22 protein-coding genes are annotated in these 20396 nt (G+C 66.9%); 7 read left to right on the forward strand and 15 right to left on the reverse strand.

What is annotated here, in order from left to right; genetic code table 11:
* Positions 1–36: 36 nt before the first annotated feature.
* From U7114_RS07505 to U7114_RS07550, 10 genes are all read right to left on the reverse strand, one after another.
* Positions 37–474 (reverse strand): hypothetical protein, encoded by a 438-nt coding sequence (locus tag U7114_RS07505; protein ID WP_323056982.1) that lies wholly within the window; start codon positions 472–474, stop codon positions 37–39.
* Position 475: 1 nt separating this feature from the next.
* Positions 476–1138: a hypothetical protein gene (locus U7114_RS07510; protein WP_323056983.1), complete on the reverse strand. Its 663-nt coding sequence runs from the start codon at positions 1136–1138 to the stop codon at positions 476–478.
* A gap of 19 nt (positions 1139–1157) precedes the next feature.
* The gene (locus U7114_RS07515) at positions 1158–2114 is read right to left on the reverse strand and encodes a hypothetical protein (RefSeq protein ID WP_323056984.1); all 957 of its coding nucleotides are present in this window, start codon (positions 2112–2114) and stop codon (positions 1158–1160) included.
* 113 nt (positions 2115–2227) lie between these two features.
* Positions 2228–2446: an NF038396 family protein gene (locus tag U7114_RS07520; protein WP_323056985.1), complete on the reverse strand. Its 219-nt coding sequence runs from the start codon at positions 2444–2446 to the stop codon at positions 2228–2230.
* 3 nt (positions 2447–2449) lie between these two features.
* Complete coding sequence (locus tag U7114_RS07525; protein WP_157241584.1) at positions 2450–3034, reverse strand: dihydrofolate reductase; 585 nt, start codon at positions 3032–3034, stop codon at positions 2450–2452.
* Complete coding sequence (locus U7114_RS07530; protein WP_323056986.1) at positions 3031–3834, reverse strand: thymidylate synthase; 804 nt, start codon at positions 3832–3834, stop codon at positions 3031–3033. Before U7114_RS07530 ends, U7114_RS07525 begins: the two co-directional genes overlap by 4 nt.
* Positions 3835–3878: 44 nt before the next feature.
* Positions 3879–4847 (reverse strand): NUDIX hydrolase, encoded by a 969-nt coding sequence (locus tag U7114_RS07535; protein ID WP_323056987.1) that lies wholly within the window; start codon positions 4845–4847, stop codon positions 3879–3881.
* 11 nt (positions 4848–4858) lie between these two features.
* A complete protein-coding gene (locus tag U7114_RS07540; RefSeq protein WP_323056988.1) occupies positions 4859–7108 on the reverse strand; it encodes an RNA degradosome polyphosphate kinase in 2250 nt (749 codons plus the stop codon).
* A 128-nt stretch (positions 7109–7236) separates the two neighbouring features.
* Positions 7237–8208, reverse strand: a complete 972-nt coding sequence (gene mshD / locus U7114_RS07545; protein ID WP_321214091.1) for a mycothiol synthase — start codon at positions 8206–8208, stop codon at positions 7237–7239.
* 33 nt (positions 8209–8241) lie between these two features.
* Positions 8242–8940: a winged helix-turn-helix transcriptional regulator gene (locus tag U7114_RS07550; protein WP_157241588.1), complete on the reverse strand. Its 699-nt coding sequence runs from the start codon at positions 8938–8940 to the stop codon at positions 8242–8244.
* 339 nt (positions 8941–9279) lie between these two features.
* Here U7114_RS07550 and U7114_RS07555 point away from each other — a divergent pair, with 339 nt between their 5' ends.
* The 5 genes from U7114_RS07555 (at position 9280) to U7114_RS07575 (ending at position 14018) form a co-directional block, all read left to right on the forward strand.
* Positions 9280–10047 carry a permease gene (locus U7114_RS07555; RefSeq protein WP_370460630.1) on the forward strand — a complete coding sequence of 256 codons (768 nt, stop codon included), beginning with the start codon at positions 9280–9282 and terminating at the stop codon, positions 10045–10047.
* A gap of 172 nt (positions 10048–10219) precedes the next feature.
* The gene (locus U7114_RS07560; RefSeq protein WP_321214090.1) at positions 10220–10828 is read left to right on the forward strand and encodes an FABP family protein; all 609 of its coding nucleotides are present in this window, start codon (positions 10220–10222) and stop codon (positions 10826–10828) included.
* 100 nt (positions 10829–10928) lie between these two features.
* Entirely contained in the window at positions 10929–12014 is a 1086-nt protein-coding gene (locus tag U7114_RS07565; RefSeq protein ID WP_321214089.1) for a YgfZ/GcvT domain-containing protein, read from the forward strand.
* A complete protein-coding gene (locus U7114_RS07570; RefSeq protein WP_323056989.1) occupies positions 12011–12445 on the forward strand; it encodes an ankyrin repeat domain-containing protein in 435 nt (144 codons plus the stop codon). Before U7114_RS07565 ends, U7114_RS07570 begins: the two co-directional genes overlap by 4 nt.
* Positions 12446–12494: 49 nt before the next feature.
* A complete protein-coding gene (locus U7114_RS07575) occupies positions 12495–14018 on the forward strand; it encodes a DHA2 family efflux MFS transporter permease subunit (RefSeq protein ID WP_323056990.1) in 1524 nt (507 codons plus the stop codon).
* Here the strand turns inward: U7114_RS07575 and U7114_RS07580 are convergent.
* From U7114_RS07580 to U7114_RS07600, 5 genes are all read right to left on the reverse strand, one after another.
* Positions 13980–14696: a GNAT family N-acetyltransferase gene (locus U7114_RS07580; protein WP_323056991.1), complete on the reverse strand. Its 717-nt coding sequence runs from the start codon at positions 14694–14696 to the stop codon at positions 13980–13982. The two genes, U7114_RS07575 and U7114_RS07580, sit on opposite strands and share 39 nt — an antisense overlap.
* A gap of 82 nt (positions 14697–14778) precedes the next feature.
* Positions 14779–15804 carry an ATP-dependent 6-phosphofructokinase gene (locus U7114_RS07585; RefSeq protein WP_104998653.1) on the reverse strand — a complete coding sequence of 342 codons (1026 nt, stop codon included), beginning with the start codon at positions 15802–15804 and terminating at the stop codon, positions 14779–14781.
* A 161-nt stretch (positions 15805–15965) separates the two neighbouring features.
* Entirely contained in the window at positions 15966–16223 is a 258-nt protein-coding gene (locus U7114_RS07590; RefSeq protein ID WP_104998652.1) for a PspC domain-containing protein, read from the reverse strand.
* Between the two features lie 3 nt (positions 16224–16226).
* Positions 16227–16526, reverse strand: coding sequence for a hypothetical protein (locus tag U7114_RS07595; protein WP_157241591.1), 300 nt, complete (start codon positions 16524–16526; stop codon positions 16227–16229).
* Position 16527: 1 nt separating this feature from the next.
* Positions 16528–18033 (reverse strand): PspC domain-containing protein, encoded by a 1506-nt coding sequence (locus U7114_RS07600; protein ID WP_323056992.1) that lies wholly within the window; start codon positions 18031–18033, stop codon positions 16528–16530.
* Between the two features lie 124 nt (positions 18034–18157).
* Between U7114_RS07600 and U7114_RS07605 the strand changes: the two genes are divergently transcribed.
* Both U7114_RS07605 and U7114_RS07610 read left to right on the forward strand, forming a co-directional pair.
* Positions 18158–19507 (forward strand): PspC domain-containing protein, encoded by a 1350-nt coding sequence (locus U7114_RS07605; RefSeq protein WP_323056993.1) that lies wholly within the window; start codon positions 18158–18160, stop codon positions 19505–19507.
* Positions 19504–20193: a response regulator transcription factor gene (locus tag U7114_RS07610; protein WP_323056994.1), complete on the forward strand. Its 690-nt coding sequence runs from the start codon at positions 19504–19506 to the stop codon at positions 20191–20193. Before U7114_RS07605 ends, U7114_RS07610 begins: the two co-directional genes overlap by 4 nt.
* Positions 20194–20396: the final 203 nt, after the last annotated feature.

Raw genomic sequence — 20396 nt, forward strand, 5'->3', positions numbered from 1 at the left:
TCACTGCCCGGTCCGGCAGTCACAACCGGCGGGGTGCTACCTGTCGAACTGGCGGGCAGTGGGCTCGGGGACTCCCCGTTCCGCGCGCAGGCGCTTGGCCCGGGAAGCCACGCTCGCCATCCGCCCGGCGTACAAGACACCGCCGATTCCGGCAACGGTCAGGATCAGGGCGCCCCACAGCGGGTCCTGGCCGCGGCTGGTGGGTCCGGCCACCAGCATGACGGAAAAAACCGCCACGGCCGCGAAGAAAGCGGCCATCAGCAGGAAGCCGCCGGCGGACCGCACCTGCGGGTGTGAGCTCGCCGTGACCACGCCGAGCTCTTCCCTGGCATAGCTGTGAAGCCTGCCCTCCGCGGTGCGGAACAGGATCCGCTTCTCACCCTGTGCCAAGGCCTGGTCGTGGTAGGCGCGGACCTGGTCGTCGGAGCCGGAAACGTTGCCCGGGTTGTTGCTGGCTGGAATGCCGTTCTGCACGCTAGTCCTGTCGGATTGATCGGATGTGGTCCAGCACCTGGCTGTCGGTGAGGCCGTCGATTTCCCGGATGGGCTCCGCAGGGGCATCGATAATGCCGTATCCCACGGCCCAGCCCTGGCCGCTGCGCTTGACCAGCAATTGCTGCCCGGCCCCGTCCACCAACAGCCGGATGGTGGCGCCGCCGGAGGGGTTCTCTTCGAGGTGCTTGCGCACAATGAAGAAGTTGACTTCCGCCGGCGTGGAATCGGGGCGCTGGGCCATGGCGAACCAGCTAAGGTACGCGCGCGGCTGCAGCAGGATCCGGTATGCGGGCGACTCCACAGACAGGACGTTGTCCACGGAGTCTGCGGTCAGCAGGTTGATCTGCACCCGTTTGGTTGCCTCCGCCAGTGCGCTGGTGACCGCGGCGACCGGGCCGTCTACGGACAGCTCACCACCCGGTTCAACGGTGGCCGCACCGCGGGCCACCAGGGAGGAAGCGCCGGCAGAGAGAAGCGGGGCGTCGTCGAGTTCGCCCTCCAGCCGGAGCGCTTTGGCGGATGCTTCGGCGCCCGGGCCGCGCCGGAGGTTCAGGAGCACCAGGAGTTCTGCGAAGCCAAAGCCGATGGCGTCCGGAAAGCCCTCGGCGGTTGAGGACCTGGCTGTGGTTGTTGTCTCAGTCACTGAATGTTCTCCTCAGTTTTCAGAAGCCAAAGAAGTCGCCGACAGCGTCCACGCCGTCGCCGACAGCGTCGCCAACGGCCTCTGCCCCGTCAGCGATCTTATCGCCTACGTAGTTGACGGAGTCGTGGATGACAGGCACGTTGTCGTAGAGGGCCAGCGCGCCGCTGGCCACCATGCAGGCCGTGCCGATGGGAGGAGGAGCGAAGGAACCGGCGCCCAGCAGGGCCTTGGTGGTGGAGTACGCGGCAGAACCATAGTCGCCCTCCTGGAAGTTGTTGAAGGCGTCGAGGGAGTCCAAGCCCACGCCCACGACTCCCAGGCCCTTGCTGAAACCATCAAGGTACTTGAACGCGTTGCCTTCCTTGGCAAGGTTGAGTACCTCATGGAACTTGCCCTCGAACAGGTTGTTGGACATGTTGAAGAATGTGCTGAAGGCGTTGGAGTTCTGGAAGGCCCGCCAGGCCACCGGGTCCATGAAGTCACCGACACGTGACTTATGGAGCATCGCGCCAATGTCGAACAGGCCCGCCCGCAGGTTCGGGAAGGCCTTGATGAGGCCGTAGATGTCCCACCCGTCCCGGAACGGGGAATCCGGATCTGCCAGCCAGCCGGGGCCCCAAGGGTTGCTGCTGCCTTGTCCGGGGACAGTCCCGCCCGGACCGCCGCCACCCGGGCCACCTGTCCCGGGCCCGCCGGAACCGCCGGCGCTGCTCGCCCTGTCCTGTTCATCGGCGTTTGTAAGCAGGAGCTTTGATTCCTGCTTGAGGCGCGCCGCCGTCTTCTGCAGGAGCGCCCGGTGGTTGCCGTTCCAGTCGGAACGGAAATGTTCAGCATCCCGGCCCTTCCAGGAGGGCGTGTTGTTGATCTGGCTGCTCAGCTGTGTGGACTGCTGCAGCAGCAGGTCCGCCGTTGTGCCGAACTGCTTCGCGAGCGTCCGCAGCTGCTCAACGTCGGCGCCCCACAAGTTTCCTGCCACCAGGCATCCCCCAATCTCTTGAAACAGCCGTTCCCTGACGCTGCAGGCCCCAGCCTAGTGAACAACCCGGGACGTGCGCGATGGGGTGTCCTCCCCATCGGCGGACTATGCCACTAGCGAGTGTCGGATTCCTTCCGCACAGCGGCTTTTCGGGCACGCAAGGCGAAGAACGCACCGAACGCGAAAACCTGAGTCACCACCACCAGCACGATGGCTCCGGCGATCTTGTTCCCGCCCAAAATCATGGTGAGCCCAACAATCGCGGACAGGAGAGCCAGGAGGGGGAGAAGCATGTACCCCAGGACAAACAGGGTTTCCGGTTTCTTCAGCATGACCTAGCCCTCGGTCCTTGACCATTTGGTGAACCTGTAGCGCGTGCCGTTGGCGGCCGTGAGCCACCCGTCGGGCGGGACGGAGACGGACGCCTCCCAACTGGTGCCAAGCTCCGGGGCGAACGTGTCGCCGTCGGCCTCGACATCGATGGTGGTGACCACCGCAACGTTGGCGAGCTCGGTGGCCTGGCGGAAAATCTCGCCGCCACCCAGGATCCAGACCGTGTCCCCGCCGTCCACGAACTGCGACTCCAGCAGTGCGTCGTCAAGGGAGGGAACCACGACGGCGCCCTTCGCCTCGGGCGTTTCGGCCCAGCTCTTCTGCCGGGTGACCACGATGTTGGTGCGGCCGGGCAGGGGGCGGTATTTGTCAGGGAAGGACAGCCACGTTTTGCGGCCCATGATCACAGGGTGGCCCATGGTCAGCCGGGTGAAGTGCTTGAGGTCCTCCGGCAGGTGCCACGGCATGTCGCCGTCCTTGCCGATGACACCGTCCGGGGTCTGCGCCCAAACCAGGCCAACGCCGGTCACGGAGGCGGCAAGTTCCTCAGTGAAGGACTGCGGGTCAGTGAAGTTCTCGGTGCTCATACGGCGATCGGGGCCTTAATGGTCGGGTGGTGTTTGTAGCCCACCACTTCGAAGTCTTCCAGCGTGTAGTCGAAGATCGACGCCGGCTTGCGGGTGATCCTCAGCTGCGGGTACTCGTACGGCTCCCGTTCCAGCTGCTTGAGGACCTGGTCCATGTGGTTCTCGTAAATGTGGACATCTCCGCCGGTCCAGATGAACTCGCCGGGCTCCAGCCCCACCTGCTGCGCCACCATGCAGGTGAGCAGCGAGTAGGAGGCAATGTTGAAGGGGACGCCCAGGAACATGTCCGCGGAGCGCTGGTACAGCTGGCAGGACAGCTTGCCGTCAGCCACATAGAACTGGAAGAAGGCGTGGCACGGGGGCAGGGCCATGTCCTGGAGCTCGGAGACGTTCCAGGCGGACACGATGTGCCGGCGTGAGTCGGGGTTGGCCTTCAGGTTTTCGATCAGCTCCGCGATCTGGTCAATGTGGCCGCCGTCGGGAGTGGGCCAGCTGCGCCACTGCACACCGTAGACAGGTCCGAGGTCGCCATCTGCGTCGGCCCATTCGTTCCAGATGGTGACGCCCTGGTCCTGCATCCATTTGATGTTCGTCTCACCGCGCAGGAACCACAGGAGCTCTACTGCCACCGACTTGAAGTGCACCCGCTTGGTGGTGATCAGCGGAAAACCCTTCGTCAGGTCGAAGCGTATTTGGCGGCCGAAAACGCTGGTGGTTCCGGTTCCGGTGCGGTCCGATTTGTGCGTGCCGGAAGCCAGGACATCGCGGAGGAGGTCTTCATAAGGCGTTGGGATGCTCACGGCTAAAGTCTACTTGGCCGGTCCGGGGAGCCGCTGCGCGACATTCAGTCGTCGAACGGCTTGAACTGCTCCACGGCCACGACCCGACCCTGCCCGCCTGGAGCCACGTGGCACACCACCAGTTCGCCGGGGGAGAGGTACGGCTCCTTGGCCGGCAGGAGCGCGCGCAGGTGCGCCGGCATGTGCCGGCCTAGCTGGGTGAACACGGTGGGCAGCGCGGGGCGGTGCGTGCAGATGACCACCGGCCGCTGCTTGTCGAAAAGGCCCTCGATGACGGCGGCCGTTTTCTTGGGGCTCCGCTGGTGCCGGTGCTCCGTGAGCGGCTCCGCCAGCTTCACCTTCGCCCCCGCCGCCTTCGCGTAAGGCGCCACTGTTGCCACGCACCGCAGCCAGGGGCTGGTCACCACGCGGAGCGGCTTCCAAGCGTGCAGCAGCCTGCTGACGGCCTGCGCCTGCCGTGTCCCCGTGGCGGCAAGCGGCCGCTCCCCCTCTGCCTTGCTCCAGGATGAACGCGGCTTGGCCTTGGCATGCCGGAGCACCACGAGCGGCCACGTGTCCAGCTCCCCGCGCCTGTGCGCGTCGTGCAGGTACTGAAGGGGCACGACGTCGGAGGGATTGGACAGCAGCGCAGCCGCCTTCTCGGGGGCGCACCACATGACGCTGTCCACCTCCTTCCCGTCGGGAAGCATCCTGACCCCGTTTGCCTTGACGGCCCAATAGTGGACCACCTTGAGGCCGGAGGCCACGTGGTAGTGGATGGGCGGCAGCGGGATGCCCAGCTGGGCGATGAGCCCGATTTCCTCCTGCACCTCCCGGACTGCGCACTCCGGCACCGTCTCGTCGTCGTCGATCTTGCCCTTGGGCCACGACCAGTCGTCGTAGCGCGGGCGGTGGATCAGCAGGACTTCAAGCTTGTCCTTCACCACGCGCCAGGGCAAAGCGCCGGCAGCCGTTACGGCTACTGGTTCCCCCGGGTGGTCTGTCTGGTCTGCTACAAGTGCGTCGCTCGACAAAACAGTGGCCCTTAGCGCCGGCTCAGGCTGCGCTGCCGGGGGCGGGAGGCCAACAGCCAGGACTGGACGTCTTCAAGGGGCGTGCCGTCGTCGGACAGGTGGTGCCGGGTCCAGACCCCTTGGTTGTCGAGGTGCCAGCTCGCGGTTTCGGGATCCATGTAGCGCGTCAGCAGGTCAAGGACGTAGGTGATGTCGTCGGCGCTGGCCAGCTGGACCAGGGCCTCCACCCGGCGGTCCAGGTTGCGGTGCATCATGTCCGCCGAACCGATGTACACCACCGGATCCCCGCCGTTGGCGAAGGCGAACACGCGGGAGTGTTCCAGGAACCTGCCCAGGATGGAGCGGACGGTGATGTTGTCGCTGAGGCCCGGCACTCCCGGGCGGAGGGAACAGATTCCGCGGACCACCACGTCCACTTTCACGCCGGCCTGCGAAGCCCGGTACAGGGAATCGATGATGGCCTCATCCACCATGGAATTGACCTTGATCTGCACGCGGCCGGGGATTCCGGCACGGGCATTGCGGATTTCGGTTTCAATGCGGTCGATCAGCCCCGAGCGCACGGAACGGGGTGCCACCAGCAGCCTCTTGAACGTGGATTTGGGTGCGTAGCCGGAGAGCTGGTTGAACAGCTTGGACAGGTCTTCGCCCACCTGCTCGTTGGCGGTCAGCAGGCCCAGGTCCTCGTAGTAGCGGGCAGTCCGGGGGTGGTAGTTGCCGGTGCCGATGTGGCAGTAGCGGCGCAGCCCGTCAACCTCCTGGCGGACCACAAGCGAGAGCTTGCAGTGGGTCTTGAGTCCCACGATGCCGTAGACCACGTGCACCCCGGCCTGTTCCAGCTTGCGCGCCCAGGAGATGTTCGCCTGCTCGTCAAACCGCGCCTTGATCTCCACCAGGGCCAGGACCTGCTTGCCGGCCTCGGCCGCATCGATCAGCGCGTCCACGATGGGGGAGTCGCCGGACGTGCGGTACAGGGTCTGCTTGATGGCCTGGACCTTGGGGTCCGCGGCCGCCTGCTCCAGGAAAGCCTGGACGGAGGTGGAGAACGAGTCGTAAGGGTGGTGGAGCAGGATGTCCCGCCGGCGCATGGCGGCAAACACGTTCGCGGCCTTGGACGTCTCCGACTCGTTGAGGTACCGGGAGGTGTGCGGAACGTGCTTGGGGTAGTGGAGGTCGGCACGGTCGATGCCGGCAATCACGGACAGCCCGCGCAGATCCAGGGGAGCCGGAACGGAGTAGACCTCGGATTCCTCCACCCCCAGCTCGCGGATCAGCAGCGCGCGGATGTTCGGGTTGATGTCGTTGGTGACTTCAAGCCGGACAGGCGGGCCGAAGCGGCGGCGCAGGAGTTCCTTTTCGAGGGCCTGCAGGAGGTTCTCGGCGTCGTCCTCCTCCACCTCAACGTCCTCATTCCTGGTGACGCGGAAGGTGTGGTGCTCGAGGACCTCCATCCCCGGGAAGAGCTTGTCCAAGTGGACGGCAATGACTTCCTCAAGGGCGATGAAGCGGGCCACGCGCCCGGCCACCGCGCCGGCACGGGGACCGTCGATGGAGATCAGGCGCGGCAGCTGGTCCGGCACCTTGACGCGGGCGAAGAGCTCCTTGTCGCTGACCGGGTTGCGGACCACCACGGCGAGGTTGAGCGAGAGCCCCGAGATGTAGGGGAAGGGGTGGGCCGGGTCCACCGCCAGGGGCGTAAGGATGGGGAACACCTTCTCGGCGAACATGACACTGAGCTGCTGCTTGGCGGTCTCATCCAGTTCGTCCCAGTGCATGAGGTGGATGTGTTCATAGGCCAGGGCGGGGCGGAGCTGCTCGGCGTAGACCTGCGCGTGCCGCTGCTGCAGCCGGTGGGCCTCTTCGCTGATCCGTTCCAGCACCTCCACGGGGCTGAGGCCCGCGGGGGAGGGGACAGCCAGGCCGGTGGCGATGCGCCGCTTGAGGCCGGCAACCCGCACCATGAAGAACTCGTCCAGGTTGGAGGCGAAGATCGACAGGAAGCTGACGCGCTCCAGCAGGTGGAGCGTGGCGTCCTCGGCCAGTTCCAGCACGCGGGAATTGAAGCTGAGCCAGCTGAGCTCCCGGTCCAGGAAGCGGTCCGGCCGGATGTCGCCCTCCGGCTGCAGGTTCGGCGCGAACTCCGGGATGTCAATGCGGTCCTGGGTGGCGCGCGACGCCGGAACCTCCGAGGAGCCGAAGCGGGCACGCACCGGCACTGCAACATCCTGTGACGTGGCTGATCCGGAAGGTTCCGGGTTCATGGCATCTCCTTTACCTGGCGGTTGATGCTGGCGCTTCCGGCCTGCGCGGTCCTGCTTCAACCTTACAAGCATTCAGCAGGCAGAAGACCGCTGATTTCCGGCCCGCACCTGATACTCCGCTTGCAGGACTAGCCCGCTGCCACCGGCCCGTACATGACGTCCATGTCCCAGCGGGTGAACCCCAGCCGCCGGTACAGCGAAACGGCAGGGGCGTTGTCGGCATCTGTGTAGAGCATGACCGCGTGCAGTCCCAGGTCCTGGAGGTACCTGATGCCGGCCACGGTGAGGGCTTTGCCGAGGCCCATGCCCTGGGCAACAGGCGCAACACCTACTGCGTAAACCTCACCGATGGCGGGGTGGGGGCCGTGCTGGGGGTGGACCTTGGTCCAGTGGAACCCAAGCAGCCTGCCCTGCCGGTCCTCGGCCAGCAGGAAGCCTTCGGGGTTGAACCAGTCCTCGGCCATGCGCGCCTCAAGGTCGGCCCGGGTCAGGCTGCCCTGTTCGGGGTGGTGGGCGAAGGCGGCCCGGTTCACGGCCAGCCAGGCTTCCTCATCCTGGCCGGGGACAAAGGCGCGGATGGACACCCCCTCCGGCAGGACGGCCTCGGGAAGGTCCGCCCCCGCCGTCGTCATCCTCATTTTCCAGAGCTCACGGACGGGCCCAAATCCATAGCGGGCGGCCAGTTCCGCGGCGGCCTCGTGGTTGCCGTGGGACCATGCCTTCAGCCCGTCCAGCCCGCGGCTGTCCTTGAGCGCGCCGACCAGGCGGTCCGCCACGCCCTGGTTCCGGTAGCTGGGGTGGACGGCGATCTCCAGCACTCCGGTGCCGTCAGGGGATTCCACCACCACGGCAAATCCGGCGAGGTCCTGCCCGCTGGCGGGATCGGAGTCCTCGTCCGGGGCATAGAGCGCCAGGGTCAGCACTGAGTGCTCCGCCGAATCGCCGGCCCGCATGGTCACCTGGGTCTGCTCCGAAATGGAGGGATTGCCGTCCGATTCCTCTGCCGCGGCCAGGAGGTCCCGGCAGTCCTTCAGCAGCTGCTGGTCAACCGCGCCCCGTTCAGCATGGACGGGCCACTTCTCTGGGTGCGCTGGAGTCATGAGGCAAGGCTATACGGGAAGCGGCTCGGGCGCTCAGGCCTCGGTGAGCTCATCCTCCTGCTGCCGCACCAACGTCAGGCGGTAGCCCACGTTGCGCACGGTGCTGATGAGGTTCTCGTGATCGGCGCCCAGCTTCGCCCGCAGCCGCCGGACATGGACATCCACGGTGCGGGTGCCGCCGTAGTAGTCATAGCCCCACACTTCGGTGAGCAGCTGCTGGCGGGTGAAAACTCGGCCGGGGTGCTGCGCCAGGTATTTGAGCAGCTCAAATTCCTTGAAAGTCAGGTTGAGCGGTGCGCCGTTCACGCGGGCGGTGTAGCTCGCTTCGTCGATGACAACGCCGGCGGCCCGGATCTCCGTTGGCGTGTCCTCCTGCTCGGGGACGGCGCGCGCCACAGACAGCCTGATGCGGGCTTCCACTTCAGCGGGCCCGGCGGAGTCCAGCACGATGTCGTCCACGGCCCAAGCCGACGAAACAGCCGCCATGCCGCCTTCGGTCAGGATCAGCACCAGCGGCGCGCTCAGGCCGGTGGCCTTGAGCAGCTGGGTGAGGGAGCGGGCGCCCACCAGGTCCTTGCGGGCATCCAGCAGCACGATGTCGCAGGGATCGGTCTCCAGCAGCGCGGTGGGCTCGGCGGGGAGGATGTGGACCCGGTGGTTCAGCAATTCCAGGGCAGGCAGGATGTCTACCGAAGAGCCAGGGCTGTTCGTCAAGAGCAGGATGTGCGACATTGTTCCTCCAAGGGCCGTCCGCGCATCATTGGGCGACTGAACCGGGTTTCCACCGGCCGGTACTGGCTTCCTGCTCGGGTCTTGGGCCATTGTTCAGGGCGCCGGCCGGCCACCTCAGCAGGGAGCGTAGCTGAGCTTTGAGTATACCCGGCGGGGCCTTCGCGGCCATGGATTCGGAGCGGATGAGGGGACGTTTTGCGACATATGCCGTTCATATAAGGCAGGATTGAGCCAAGGGCCCCGACGCCCTCCGCGAAGGGCGGCCCGCCTTTCCAGGTCGACGCCAGGATGGGATTGCAGCGCAGTGAGTGCAGAAACTAAGTCCAGGCCGGGTTCCGCGTGACGGCGGAACTGCAGGCGCCTGCGCGGTCCTTGGGCTCGTGGACCATCGGCGTGGCGGGAATGGCCGGCCTGGCCGCGATCATTGCCGGGGTGTATACCTCCCGCGAGGTGCTCGTAGGCGTTGCGGTGGCGATCGCCGCCGCCATCGGCGTCGGCTGGCCGCACTTCCTCCGTATTCCTGCCAAGAAGACCCTGGCTGCGGTGATTGCCGTGCCGGGCGCCGGAGCCGCGGTTGGCGCCGGCCTGGCTCCTGCTCCCGGGTACCTGGACTGGACCCCCGCCTTCATCGCGCTGGGCATGATCGCCGTCTTCGTGGTGCAGCTGATCCGCGGAACCGGGCAGGCGCAGCGGCTGGAATCCACCCTGGGATGCTGCGCAGGGGTGCTGCTCGCCTGCCTGGGCTCCGGCTGGATAGCGGGCGCTCGGTTCAACGGGGTCCGGGAGATGCTCCTGGTGGCGGCCATCAGTGCCGCGGTTGCCCTGCTGGCCGGGCTGATCCGCTGGCCGGACAGCGTCGTGGCACCCCTAGGAATCGTGATGGCCGGCCTGGCAGGGCCCCTTGCCGGACTGGTGTTTTCGGACATTGCGGTCCTGCCGGCCGCCATCTTCGGCGTCGTAGTCGGGGCGGTGCTGGCAAGCTTCCGGCGGCTCGTAACGCTTCGCGGTGCACCCCTGAACATCCAGGCTGCCCTTAGCATGGGCCTTGCGCCTGTCTCGGCGGTGGGTTCCCTGGCCTACTTCATAGACAAACTACTCATCTACTAACGCGTTAGGATGGCACCATGTCCGTACTTGCATTTGAAATCTTCTTCCTTGTCCTGCTCGGCATCGCCAGCCTCGCCATGGCCTGGTTTGCCGGCTTCGTGGTCTACCGCCTGTTCAAAGGCCAGAAGTAGTCCCCTTTTTCCGGAGCTAGCCGTTTCCCGAGGTAATCGCAGTGCCCATTGAGATTCCTACAGACCTGACTCCCGAACTTGTTCCGCTTTCCTGGCTCATTGGTGAGTGGGAAGGCCGCGGCCGCCTCGGCAGCGGGGACGAGGACTCGGAGCATTTCCTGCAGCACGTGTCCTTCACGCACAACGGGCTGCCGTACCTTCAGTACCGCGCGGAGAGCTGGCTGACGGACGACGACGGCACGCGCCTGCGGCCGCTCACCGTCGAGACCGGTTTCTGGGCGCTGGAGCGCAAACAGCTTGATGCCGACGGCGGCCCGGGCCTGATCCCCGCGGACATTGTTCCGGCGCTGAAGAGTGCCGACGAGGTGGAGGCCTTGCGCAACAGCGAGGGCGGGTTCGACATCTCGGTGTCCATTTCGCACCCCGGCGGCATTTCCGAGCTCTACTACGGGCAGATCAAGGGCCCGCAGATCCAGCTCACCACGGATATGGTCATGCGCGGCAGCCACTCCAAGGACTACAGCGCCGCCACGCGCATCTTCGGCCTGGTGGACGGAAACCTCCTGTGGCGGTGGGACGTCGCCGTTGGCGGCAAGGACGGAAAAGGCCTGGAAGCGCACGCCTCGGCCTTCCTGAAAAAAGTCTCCTGACCCCTCCCCGTCCTTCGGCGCTGAGGGCGCAGGCGGCGGGATCCCGCGTCGATTTGCAAGAATCCGGAATACCGCCGAGCCCCAAGGACTTCTACTACATATGACTACTCCCAGCCCCCTGCTGTCGCGCCCTGGCGCCGTCGAGGCGGCCGGTGCCGACGCCGGCGTTGCCGCCCACTACGGTGAGCCCCTCCGCGAGCAGCGCGCCCTCGCGGCCGGAACCGCCGTCGTCGACCTCTCCTCCCGCGGCGTCGTGACGGTGACGGGTCCGGACCGCCTCAGCTGGCTCAACACCCTCTCCTCGCAGCAGGTCACAGGCCTGCAGCCGGGCGAGTCCAGCGAACTGCTCCTTTTGAGCGTGCAGGGCAGGATCGATTTCGACGCCAGGGTGATTGACGACGGCGGCACCACCTGGCTGATCGTCGAGGCCGCCGAAGCCGCCCCGCTGGCAGAGTTCCTCAACAGGATGAAGTTCATGCTCCGCGTGGACATCGCGGACGTCTCAGCCGACTGGGCCGTCATCGGCAGCACGAAGGCAGTTCCCGAATGGTCCGGCCTGCTGGCCTGGCAGGACCCGTGGCCGCACGTGGGCGCGGGGGGTTACTCCTACGCCACTGTCCCGGAGTCGGGCCATCCCGGCCTGGAGCGGCCGTGGTTCGAGTACCTGGTGCCGGCCGACGAGCTGGAACGGACAGTGGGAGAGCGCCCCCTTGCAGGCGTCCTCGCCGCCGAGGCGCTGCGCGTGGCAGCCTGGCGCCCCCGGATCGGGGCCGAGACGGACGACAAGACCATTCCGCACGAACTGGACCTCCTCCGGACCGCCGTGCACCTGGCCAAGGGCTGCTACAAAGGGCAGGAAACCATCGCGCGGGTGCACAATCTGGGCCACCCGCCCCGGCGCCTTGTCTTCCTCCAGCTGGACGGCTCGCAGCACACGTTGCCCCAGGCCGGCAGCCCCGTGCTGGCGGGGGAGCGGAAGGTGGGGACCGTGACGTCAGTGGCGCAGCATTATGAGATGGGCCCGGTCGCCCTGGCAGTCATAAAGCGTTCGGTTGCGCCCGATGAGATACTGACGGTCCTGGATGGCGACGAGCCGTACCCCGCTGTCCAGGAAATCATCGTTGCCCCGGACGCCGGCCAGGTCGTGGGGCGCCAGACCGGATTCCTCAGGGGGCCACGTTCATGACCGAAGACGCCGGAACCAGCGCAGCACTGTCGGGCACAGCACCACCCGGCCCAGGGCCCGACGACGAGACGCTGGCCTTGGCGCAGACGCTCTTCCAGGCGGCACGGGAGGGGGAGACGGCACTGTTGCGTGCCTACCTCGACGCCGGCGCTCCCGCCACCTTGACCAACGCGGCGGGTGATTCGCTTCTCATGCTGGCCGCCTACCACGGCCACGCGGAGACCGTCCAGCTCCTCCTGAAGCACGGTGCCGATGCCAACTCGGCGAACGACCGGGGTCAGACCCCGCTCGCCGGAGCGGCGTTCAAGGGTTACACCGGCGTTGCCCGGGCACTGCTCGACGCCGGCGCCGATCCGGACGCAGGTTCGCCGTCCGCCCGCGCAGCCGCCCAAATGTTCGCCCGCCAGGAGATCCTGGACCTCCTGGGCTAGCACCACCGGGTCCCGCCCGGCGGATCACAACCTGAGGAAGGATTGCCCAGTGGAAAACGTGGCGAAGCCGTGGGCGGCCCTCTGGTCTCTGGTGATCGGGTTCTTCATGATCCTGATCGATACCACCATTGTGTCCGTGGCCAACCCCCGGATCATGGAGGGCCTGGACGCGGACATCAACTCGGTCATTTGGGTCACCAGCGCCTATCTCCTGGCCTATGCGGTCCCGCTGCTGATTACCGGCAGGCTGGGGGACCGCTTCGGGCCCAAGAAGCTCTACCTTGCCGGCCTGGTGGTCTTTACCCTGGCTTCGCTGTGGTGCGGCCTGTCGGGCCAGGTGGAGGTGCTGATAGCGGCACGCGTGCTGCAGGGGCTCGGCGCGGCCATGATGACGCCGCAGACCATGGCAGTGATCACCCGGATCTTCCCGCCGGACAGGCGCGGTGCCGCCATGGCGATCTGGGGTGCCACCGCAGGCATGGCCACGCTCGTGGGACCCATCCTGGGCGGCGTCCTGGTGGACGGGCTCGGCTGGGAATGGATCTTCTTCATTAACGTGCCCATCGGCATTGCAGGCTTTGTCCTCGCGCTGCGCAACGTTCCGTCCCTCAGTACCCACCCGCACCGGTTCGATATTCCCGGCGTGGTGCTCAGCGCCGTCGGGCTCTTCCTCCTGGTGTTCGGCATCCAGGAGGGCGAAACCTACAACTGGGGCACCATCACCGGTCCCGTCACGGTGTGGGGCCTGATCGTCGCCGGCCTTGCCGTGCTGGCTCTCTTCGTGGTCTGGCAGCGGTTCAACAAGGGTGAGCCGCTGCTGCCCCTGGGGCTCTTCCGCGACCGGAACTTTTCCCTGGCCAACATCGGGATCACCACTGTCGGCTTCACGGTGACGGCCTTCAGCCTGCCGCTCATCTTCTACTACCAGTTGGTCCGTGGCCTCACGCCCACCCAGTCCGCGCTGATGATGGTTCCCATGGCGCTGATCTCCGGCGGCCTTGCTCCAGTGGTGGGAAAGATCATCGACAAGGTCAACCCCAAATTCCTCACTGCCACCGGCCTGGTACTGATGGCCGTGGCCCTGGTGTGGAACTCAGTCCTGATGCGGCCGGACACCCCCATCCTCCTGTTCCTGCTGCCCAGCGCCGTCCTGGGGTTCGCCAACGCAGGCATCTGGGCTCCGCTGGGCACCACCGCCACCCGCAACCTCCCGCCGCGGCAGGCAGGGGCCGGGTCCGGCGTGTACAACACCACGCGGCAGATCGGTGCCGTGCTGGGCAGCGCGGCCATTGCCGTGCTGATCCAGGCCCGGCTCGCAGCCGAGCTTCCGTCCGGCGGACCCGGCGGGGCGGCCGGGGAAGGAATGGGCTTCTCCGGAAGCCTGCCGGAGGCCCTTCACAGCGGGTTTTCGACGGCGATGGGCCAGTCCATCCTGCTGCCCGCCGGGGTGGTCCTGGTCGGCGCCGCCGTGGCGCTGTTCTTTGCGAAGCCGCAGCCGGTTCAGGACTGGGGCGGGCGCGGGGCCGTTCCGGGGTCAGCCAAGGTGGACGCTGGTCTGGATTCCGCCGGCTGACAGGCCGAGCCTCCGGGCCAGCGCCACGGCTCCGGTGTTGCTGACGTCCGTCCGCCATTGCAGCGTAAGCCCGGCGGCCAGCGCCTCGTGCGCCGCGATGGAGGCGGCCAGCGTCCCCAGGCCCCGCCGCCGCCATGCCGGGTCCACCAGGACACCCAGACGGGCCAGCAGGCCCTCCCACTCAGAGTAGGCTCCGCAGGCAAGCGGCACGCGGCGGCCCTCCATTTCGTGGACGATCGTGTAGCGGTTTTCGAGGTCCGACAGGCCCACCTCGTTGACGTCGTCCGGCGGGCAGTTGCCCTCCAGTTCGATGGCCTCCGGGTTGCCGTGCGAAACGGTCATCTCTTCCGGGGGCTGCTTCAGGGGAAGGTCGTCCGCGAAGAACAAGGCCGCGGCACCCAGCCCGTGGCCGCCGTGGGACCGCGTCAGCGTCATGAGCGTTACATGCTGGGCCATCTCCTCGTCGGCGATGCCCTCCGCGGCGTCGATGACCCACTGCGGGCCCACCAGCGCAGAGCTGCCAAAGAGCCGGACAAATTCCACTGTGCGGGCGTTGTCGTCCGCGCGGACGATCCGTTCCCCGGACGCCAAGGCGGATCCGAAGGCGTCGTCGTCGAGTCCCAGGTGCCGGGCCCACGCGAGCTGGATGATGGCTGCGGAACCGGGGTCAAGTGTCATGCCTCCAGCCTAGGGCGGGCAGCGCGCACCGCAGAACAGGACGCCGCGGCAGCATGGGAGGACACGGCCTCCCGGCGACAACTCAGCCGAACAGGACGGCGGCCTCGTCGTAGCGTTTCTGCGGGACGGTCTTGAGCTGTCCGAGGGCATCCTGGAAGCCCACGTGCTCGATGTCCGTTCCCTTGAGCGCCACCATGGTGCCCCAGTAGCCTTCCACCACGGAGTCGATGGCCGCCATGCCCAGGCGGGTGGCCAGGACGCGGTCGAACGCGGACGGCACGCCGCCGCGCTGGATGTGGCCCAGGATGGTGGCGCGGGTTTCGATGCCGGTCCGGGCTTCCAGTTCCGGGGCGAGCTGGTCCGCGATGCCGCCCAGGCGGGGACGGCCGAAGGTGTCCAGGCCGCGCTCGGAATGCGGGGTTTCCATGTGCTCCGGGACGAAACCTTCCGCCACCACCACCAGCGGGGCACGGCCACGGGAATGGGCTTCCTTCACCCATTCGGTGATCTGCTCGATGCTGACCTTCTGCTCCGGGATGAGGATGGCGTGCGCGCCGGCGGCCATGCCGGCGTGAAGGGCGATCCAGCCGACATGCCTGCCCATGACTTCGGCAATCATGCAGCGGTGGTGGGACTCACCGGTGGTGCGGAGCCGGTCGATCGCTTCGGTGGCGATCTGCACAGCGGTGTCGAAGCCGAACGTGTAGTCCGTGGCGTCAAGATCGTTGTCCACCGTCTTGGGGACGCCAACGATCTTCAGGCCCGCGTCCGTGAGTCGCTTCGCCGCAGCGAGGGTACCCTCACCGCCGATGGCGATGATGGCATCAATTCCGAGCCGGTCCATGTGGGCTTTGATGACCTCGGGACCGCCGCCGTTTTCGAACGGATTGGTGCGTGAGGTGCCCAGGATGGTGCCGCCCTGCTTGGCGATGCCGCGGACCATGGTCCGGGGGATGTCGATGATGTCGCCCTCAACGACGCCGCGCCAGCCATCGAGGAAGCCAACGAACTCGTGGCCGTGGATGGCGATACCTTTGAGGACCGCGCCGCGGATGACCGCATTCAGGCCGGGGCAGTCGCCACCGCTGGTAAGAATTCCAATTTTCATGTCTCGCTCAAATCCTGGGGAGAGGGTTTACAGGCAGAGCGCCACGCTGAGCTCACATAGATTCTAGTGGCGTGTGTGGGGTACGACACAAACTGGTTACACAAGGCCCCCGCTCCGGTGCAGCTGGAGCGGGGGCCTTGTGGTGCTTTGTCAGGACGGGTTCAGGGACGGTTCAGGGACCGCCGCTCGAGGAACACCTGGAGCGGGATGACGTCCTTCTGGTCGGGCAGGATCACCCAGGCCAGGAGATAGAAGATGACGGCCGGGCCGGGGAGCAGGCAGAAGACCAGGAACGCGATGCGGACGAAAGCAACGTCCACATTGAGCTTGGCCGCTATTCCTCCAAGCACGCCTCCAAGCCACCGTTCCGGTCCGCGTTTCAGGCCGAGGCCCCTGACGATGCTGAAAAACTTGTCCATGGTTCAAGACTTCCGTGTTGTAGGGCCGTTGTCACGTTTCCGGGCGGAGAGGAGGCCGCCGAGCACCAGGGCCGCGCCTGCCCCAATCATCAGTCCGATCAGGACATAGGTCCCGTTGAGCGTGACGATGCCCAGTTGGGCGATGATGATCAGCGCGGCGAGGGCCACGACGATCAGGCCCCAGACGATGGTTCCCACGCGTGCCCCGGAAGGCGGGGCAGAAGACGCGCCTGCCGCCGTCGTGCCGCCCTGCGCATAGGGATCCGGAATGTACGGGTTTGAGCCCGGAGTTTGGCTGCTCATGTCAGTTGCCTTCCTGGATGGTGACGTTGCTGACGGTGCCGTTGATCTGGATGACCAGGTGGCTGCCGGGCTTGTCGGTGTTGTAGCTGCTCTGCCGGGTGGTGATGCCGCCCCGCTGGTTGCCGCGTTCGTTCAGGTTGCCGAGGGTCATGTCCGCCTTGATGTCCACGGGCACGTCGCCCGGGATGACTACTGTGACGTTGCTGGCCGTGATGTCCAGGGGGACGCGGACCTCCGAGGTGAGCGGGGCATCCAGGGACATGGCCGTAAGGTCAACGGTTCCGCTGCCGGCCGTGATGTCGAATCCGCCGCTGGCCTGCTCGATGCTCGTCGGTGCCCAGTCAACCTGCTGGAAGCGGACGCGGTCTCCGTTGTTGCCCACCACGTTGAAGATTCCTCCTATGATGAGGGCCGCCACGGCGAAGAACGAGAGGATGCCGGGGGTCCGGCCGCGGAGGCCAAGAATGAGGATGCCAATGCCCAGGACGGCTGCCGCGCTTGCCCAGGCAACCGCGTTGGCGGAGTTACCGAGGTCGATGACGTTGGTGAGGTCCAGGGCTTTCACGCCAGCGCCCACCAGCAGGGCACTGCCGGCAGCTATTGCGACGGCGGGAGTGCCGGGACCTGCGGCGCGCACCCTGGGAGCGGGGGGCGGAACCGGCGACGGCCGGCTTCCGGAGTATCCACCGCTGCCCCATCCGCCACTGCCGGAACCGCTGCCAGTGCCCCCGCTACTGCCGCCGTAGGGGTTGCCGGCAAACGGACCGCTGCCTGCGACGTCTGAGTACGGCGGTGTGGTTGGGGTGGACGTCCCGGCTGAGTAGGCAGCCGTGCCGGCCGCTGCTGCACTGGTCGGCGTGCCGGCGGCTGTCTTGTTGCGCTGCACCAGGTAGTACACCAGGTAGATGGCGCCGCCGACCCACAGCAGGGACCACAGGAAGGGGCCCACACCCCGGTTGCCCCAGCCCCAGAAGCCGTTGCCGAGCCCGCTGAATCCTGCCACCACCGCGATCAGTGAACCCGTCATGCCGGTGGTCCAGCGTCCCGCGCCGGCTTCCTGGACGTGGATGCGCCCGTCGGGCTCGGGCAGGAACGCCCAGGCAAGCCCGTAAAGAAGCACGCCGATCCCTGCGAAGAGGGCAAGGATGATAAAGACGCCGCGGACAATCAAGGGGTCGACTCCCACACGCTGCGCGATGCCGCTGGAAACGCCGCCCACCCAGCGGTCCTGCCCGCGGCTGATTCCCTGGCTCCGGACCCAGGTGAAGAAATCGGTCTGCTGGCCCGGGACTCCGGCATAGGAGTAACTGCTGCCGGCGCCGGGGGTTTCATGCGCCGGGCCCGGGTTTGCGGAATCCCGCGGCGGCGCGGAGGCAGAAGGAGGCGGCGCCAGGGGCTGGGTGGGGTTTTCCCGCCCGGGGAGGGGCTCTGTGGTGTTCTCAATTTTCGGGCTGGCCGGGGGTTCTTCCGGCGTGCCGTCATGGGGGTTCGGGGTTAGCGAGTTCATACTTCGATCCTGCCGCTCCCGGCCGGGCGGCTCTACCGGGGGACACCCTGAGCCGTCCCTGAGAGGCCCCCGGTTCCCGTGCCAACCCGGTCCGGGAGACCCTGATCCGTGCTTGGATTGGACCATGACATCCGCGCCCGCCCGCCCGCCGCTGGTCCGAAGCAGCGACCGCTTCATTGCCGGGGTCTGTTCGGGCCTCGCCGCGCATCTTGGGCTGCCGGTGAACACGGTGCGTGTGGGAATGGTCCTGGCTTCATTCGCCGGAGGGGCCGGCGTCGTGTTCTACGCCTGGCTCTGGATCATGGTGCCCACCGCCTACGAAAGCGCCCGGCGGCAGGAACGGCGGCCGACGTCGCCCATTGCTCCTGCCGTGATGGGCGGCACCGTAACGGGCACGCTGTCGGCGAACGCCGGCCCCGGCATGGTGCCGGGCGCCGGAGTGCCCGCGGAGGCGGTGCAGGTGCCTTGGTTCCGGTTCCGCGAGATGCGGTACGGCAAGGAGATCCTGCTCGGCGTCGGGCTGCTCCTGGTGGCGGGCATCCTCGGGGCCCAGCTGCTGGGGATCGACGTTCCGTTGGGGACCATCATCCCCGCGGCTGCGGTCCTGGGCGGAGCCTCCATCGCCTGGATGCAGCTTGATGAGACCCGTCGGGCCGGGCTGGTGGATAAAACCAAAGCGAACCAGGCAGGCGGCTGGGCACGGCTTGCCGCCGGCCTGGCGCTGGTGGTGGCGGGCGTCCTGGTGATGGTGTCCGGGTCCGGTTCCTGGGAGCAGACCTGGCTGGCGCTGCTGGCATCCGTGGCCGTCCTCGGCGGCGTGGTGCTGGTCCTGCTCCCGTGGGCGCTGAAGTTCTGGCGAGACCTCGAAGCTGAACGCGCCGGCAGGATCCGCGAGACTGAACGAGCGGAAATCGCGGCACACCTTCACGATTCGGTCCTGCAGACGCTGGCACTCATCCAACGGCGCGCGGCCAATGAGCACGACGTTGTCCGCCTCGCCCGTGCGCAGGAGCGCGAACTCCGGGGCTGGCTGTTCGAGGACCCAGGAAAGGACGCCGGGCAGCTCTCGGACCGGATCAAGGCAGTGGCCGCGGAAGTGGAGGACCTGCTGGGGAACGCAGTGGAGGTGGTCAGCGTGGGAGACACCGAGGTCACCGAAGGCCATGAGGCGCTGATCCAGGCCAGCCGCGAGGCCATGCTCAACGCCTCGCGGCACGGCGGCGGTGCGGTATCGGTCTATCTTGAGGTCACCGGCGGGCGCGCCGAAGTGTTCATCAAGGACCGGGGTCCCGGCTTCGAACTCCAGGACGTTCCCGAAGACCGGCTCGGCGTGCGGGAGTCCATCATCGGCCGGATGAACCGGCACGGCGGCACGGCCAACATCATCAGCACCAGTGAAGGCACGGAAGTCCGGCTGGGATTCCCGGCCGCGCAGGCGGAGAAGCAGACGCAGAACACGGAAGGCAAACCATGAACCCAGCACAGGGAGCCGGCAACGGGACCAACCGCGCCACACAGTCTGTCCGGGTGGTGCTCGTGGACGATCACGCGATCTTCCGTTCAGGCCTGAAAGCCGACCTCGATCCCAGCGTCCAGGTTGTGGGCGAGGCCGCCACCGTGGAGCAGGCCATCGCCGTGATCGCGAAGGAGCGGCCGGACGTGGTGCTGCTCGACGTCCACCTTCCGGGCGGCCTCGGCGGCGGCGGCCGTGAAGTGATCGCCGGCTCGGCGACACTGCTGTCCACTACGAGGTTCCTGGCGCTCAGCGTCTCGGACGCGGCGGAGGACGTTGTGGCGGTCATCCGGGCTGGAGCCCGGGGCTACGTCACCAAGACCATCTCCGGGGCCGAAATCACCGACGCCGTCTACCGGGTGGCCGGAGGGGATGCCGTCTTCTCGCCGCGGCTGGCCGGCTTTGTCCTGGACGCCTTCGGCACGGCCCCGGCGGACATCGCCGATGACGAACTGGACAGGCTCTCCGCGCGGGAGCTCGAGGTGATGCGCCTCATCGCCCGCGGCTACAGCTACAAGGAGGTGGCCAAGGAGCTCTTCATCAGCATCAAGACGGTGGAAACCCACGTCTCGGCAGTGCTCCGCAAACTCCAGCTGTCCAGCCGGCACGAGCTGACCAAGTGGGCCGCCGAACGCCGCCTCCTCTAACCCCGACGCTCTCTCACTTGATGCGCCTTAAACCCGAACGCTCTCTCACTTGATGCGCCTTAAACCCGAACGCTCTCTCACTCTCCTGAAGGGAGTGAACTGCTCCCCGGAAGTTGGACTGAGAAATTCAGTTCCGACTTCCGGGGAGCAGTTTTATGCATGCACGTAGTTCATTGTCTGAGGCGCAGCGCGAGGCGGCTGTA

The sequence above is a fragment of the Pseudarthrobacter sp. C1 genome, from assembly GCF_034720455.1.
Taxonomy (GTDB): Bacteria; Actinomycetota; Actinomycetes; order Actinomycetales; family Micrococcaceae; genus Arthrobacter.

What these genes read in the sequence shown, in the direction of transcription:
- U7114_RS07605 (WP_323056993.1), top strand. Translation starts at nt 18,158, where the DNA reads ATGACATCCGCGCCCGCCCGCCCGCCGCTGGTCCGAAGCAGCGACCGC.
- U7114_RS07550 (WP_157241588.1), bottom strand. Translation starts at nt 8,940, where the DNA reads ATGTCGCACATCCTGCTCTTGACGAACAGCCCTGGCTCTTCGGTAGAC.
- U7114_RS07600 (WP_323056992.1), bottom strand. Translation starts at nt 18,033, where the DNA reads ATGAACTCGCTAACCCCGAACCCCCATGACGGCACGCCGGAAGAACCC.
- U7114_RS07585 (WP_104998653.1), bottom strand. Translation starts at nt 15,804, where the DNA reads ATGAAAATTGGAATTCTTACCAGCGGTGGCGACTGCCCCGGCCTGAAT.
- U7114_RS07610 (WP_323056994.1), top strand. Translation starts at nt 19,504, where the DNA reads ATGAACCCAGCACAGGGAGCCGGCAACGGGACCAACCGCGCCACACAG.
- U7114_RS07525 (WP_157241584.1), bottom strand. Translation starts at nt 3,034, where the DNA reads ATGAGCACCGAGAACTTCACTGACCCGCAGTCCTTCACTGAGGAACTT.
- U7114_RS07520 (WP_323056985.1), bottom strand. Translation starts at nt 2,446, where the DNA reads ATGCTGAAGAAACCGGAAACCCTGTTTGTCCTGGGGTACATGCTTCTC.
- U7114_RS07580 (WP_323056991.1), bottom strand. Translation starts at nt 14,696, where the DNA reads ATGACACTTGACCCCGGTTCCGCAGCCATCATCCAGCTCGCGTGGGCC.
- U7114_RS07540 (WP_323056988.1), bottom strand. Translation starts at nt 7,108, where the DNA reads ATGAACCCGGAACCTTCCGGATCAGCCACGTCACAGGATGTTGCAGTG.
- U7114_RS07565 (WP_321214089.1), top strand. Translation starts at nt 10,929, where the DNA reads ATGACTACTCCCAGCCCCCTGCTGTCGCGCCCTGGCGCCGTCGAGGCG.
- U7114_RS07590 (WP_104998652.1), bottom strand. Translation starts at nt 16,223, where the DNA reads ATGGACAAGTTTTTCAGCATCGTCAGGGGCCTCGGCCTGAAACGCGGA.
- U7114_RS07570 (WP_323056989.1), top strand. Translation starts at nt 12,011, where the DNA reads ATGACCGAAGACGCCGGAACCAGCGCAGCACTGTCGGGCACAGCACCA.
- mshD (WP_321214091.1), bottom strand. Translation starts at nt 8,208, where the DNA reads ATGACTCCAGCGCACCCAGAGAAGTGGCCCGTCCATGCTGAACGGGGC.
- U7114_RS07595 (WP_157241591.1), bottom strand. Translation starts at nt 16,526, where the DNA reads ATGAGCAGCCAAACTCCGGGCTCAAACCCGTACATTCCGGATCCCTAT.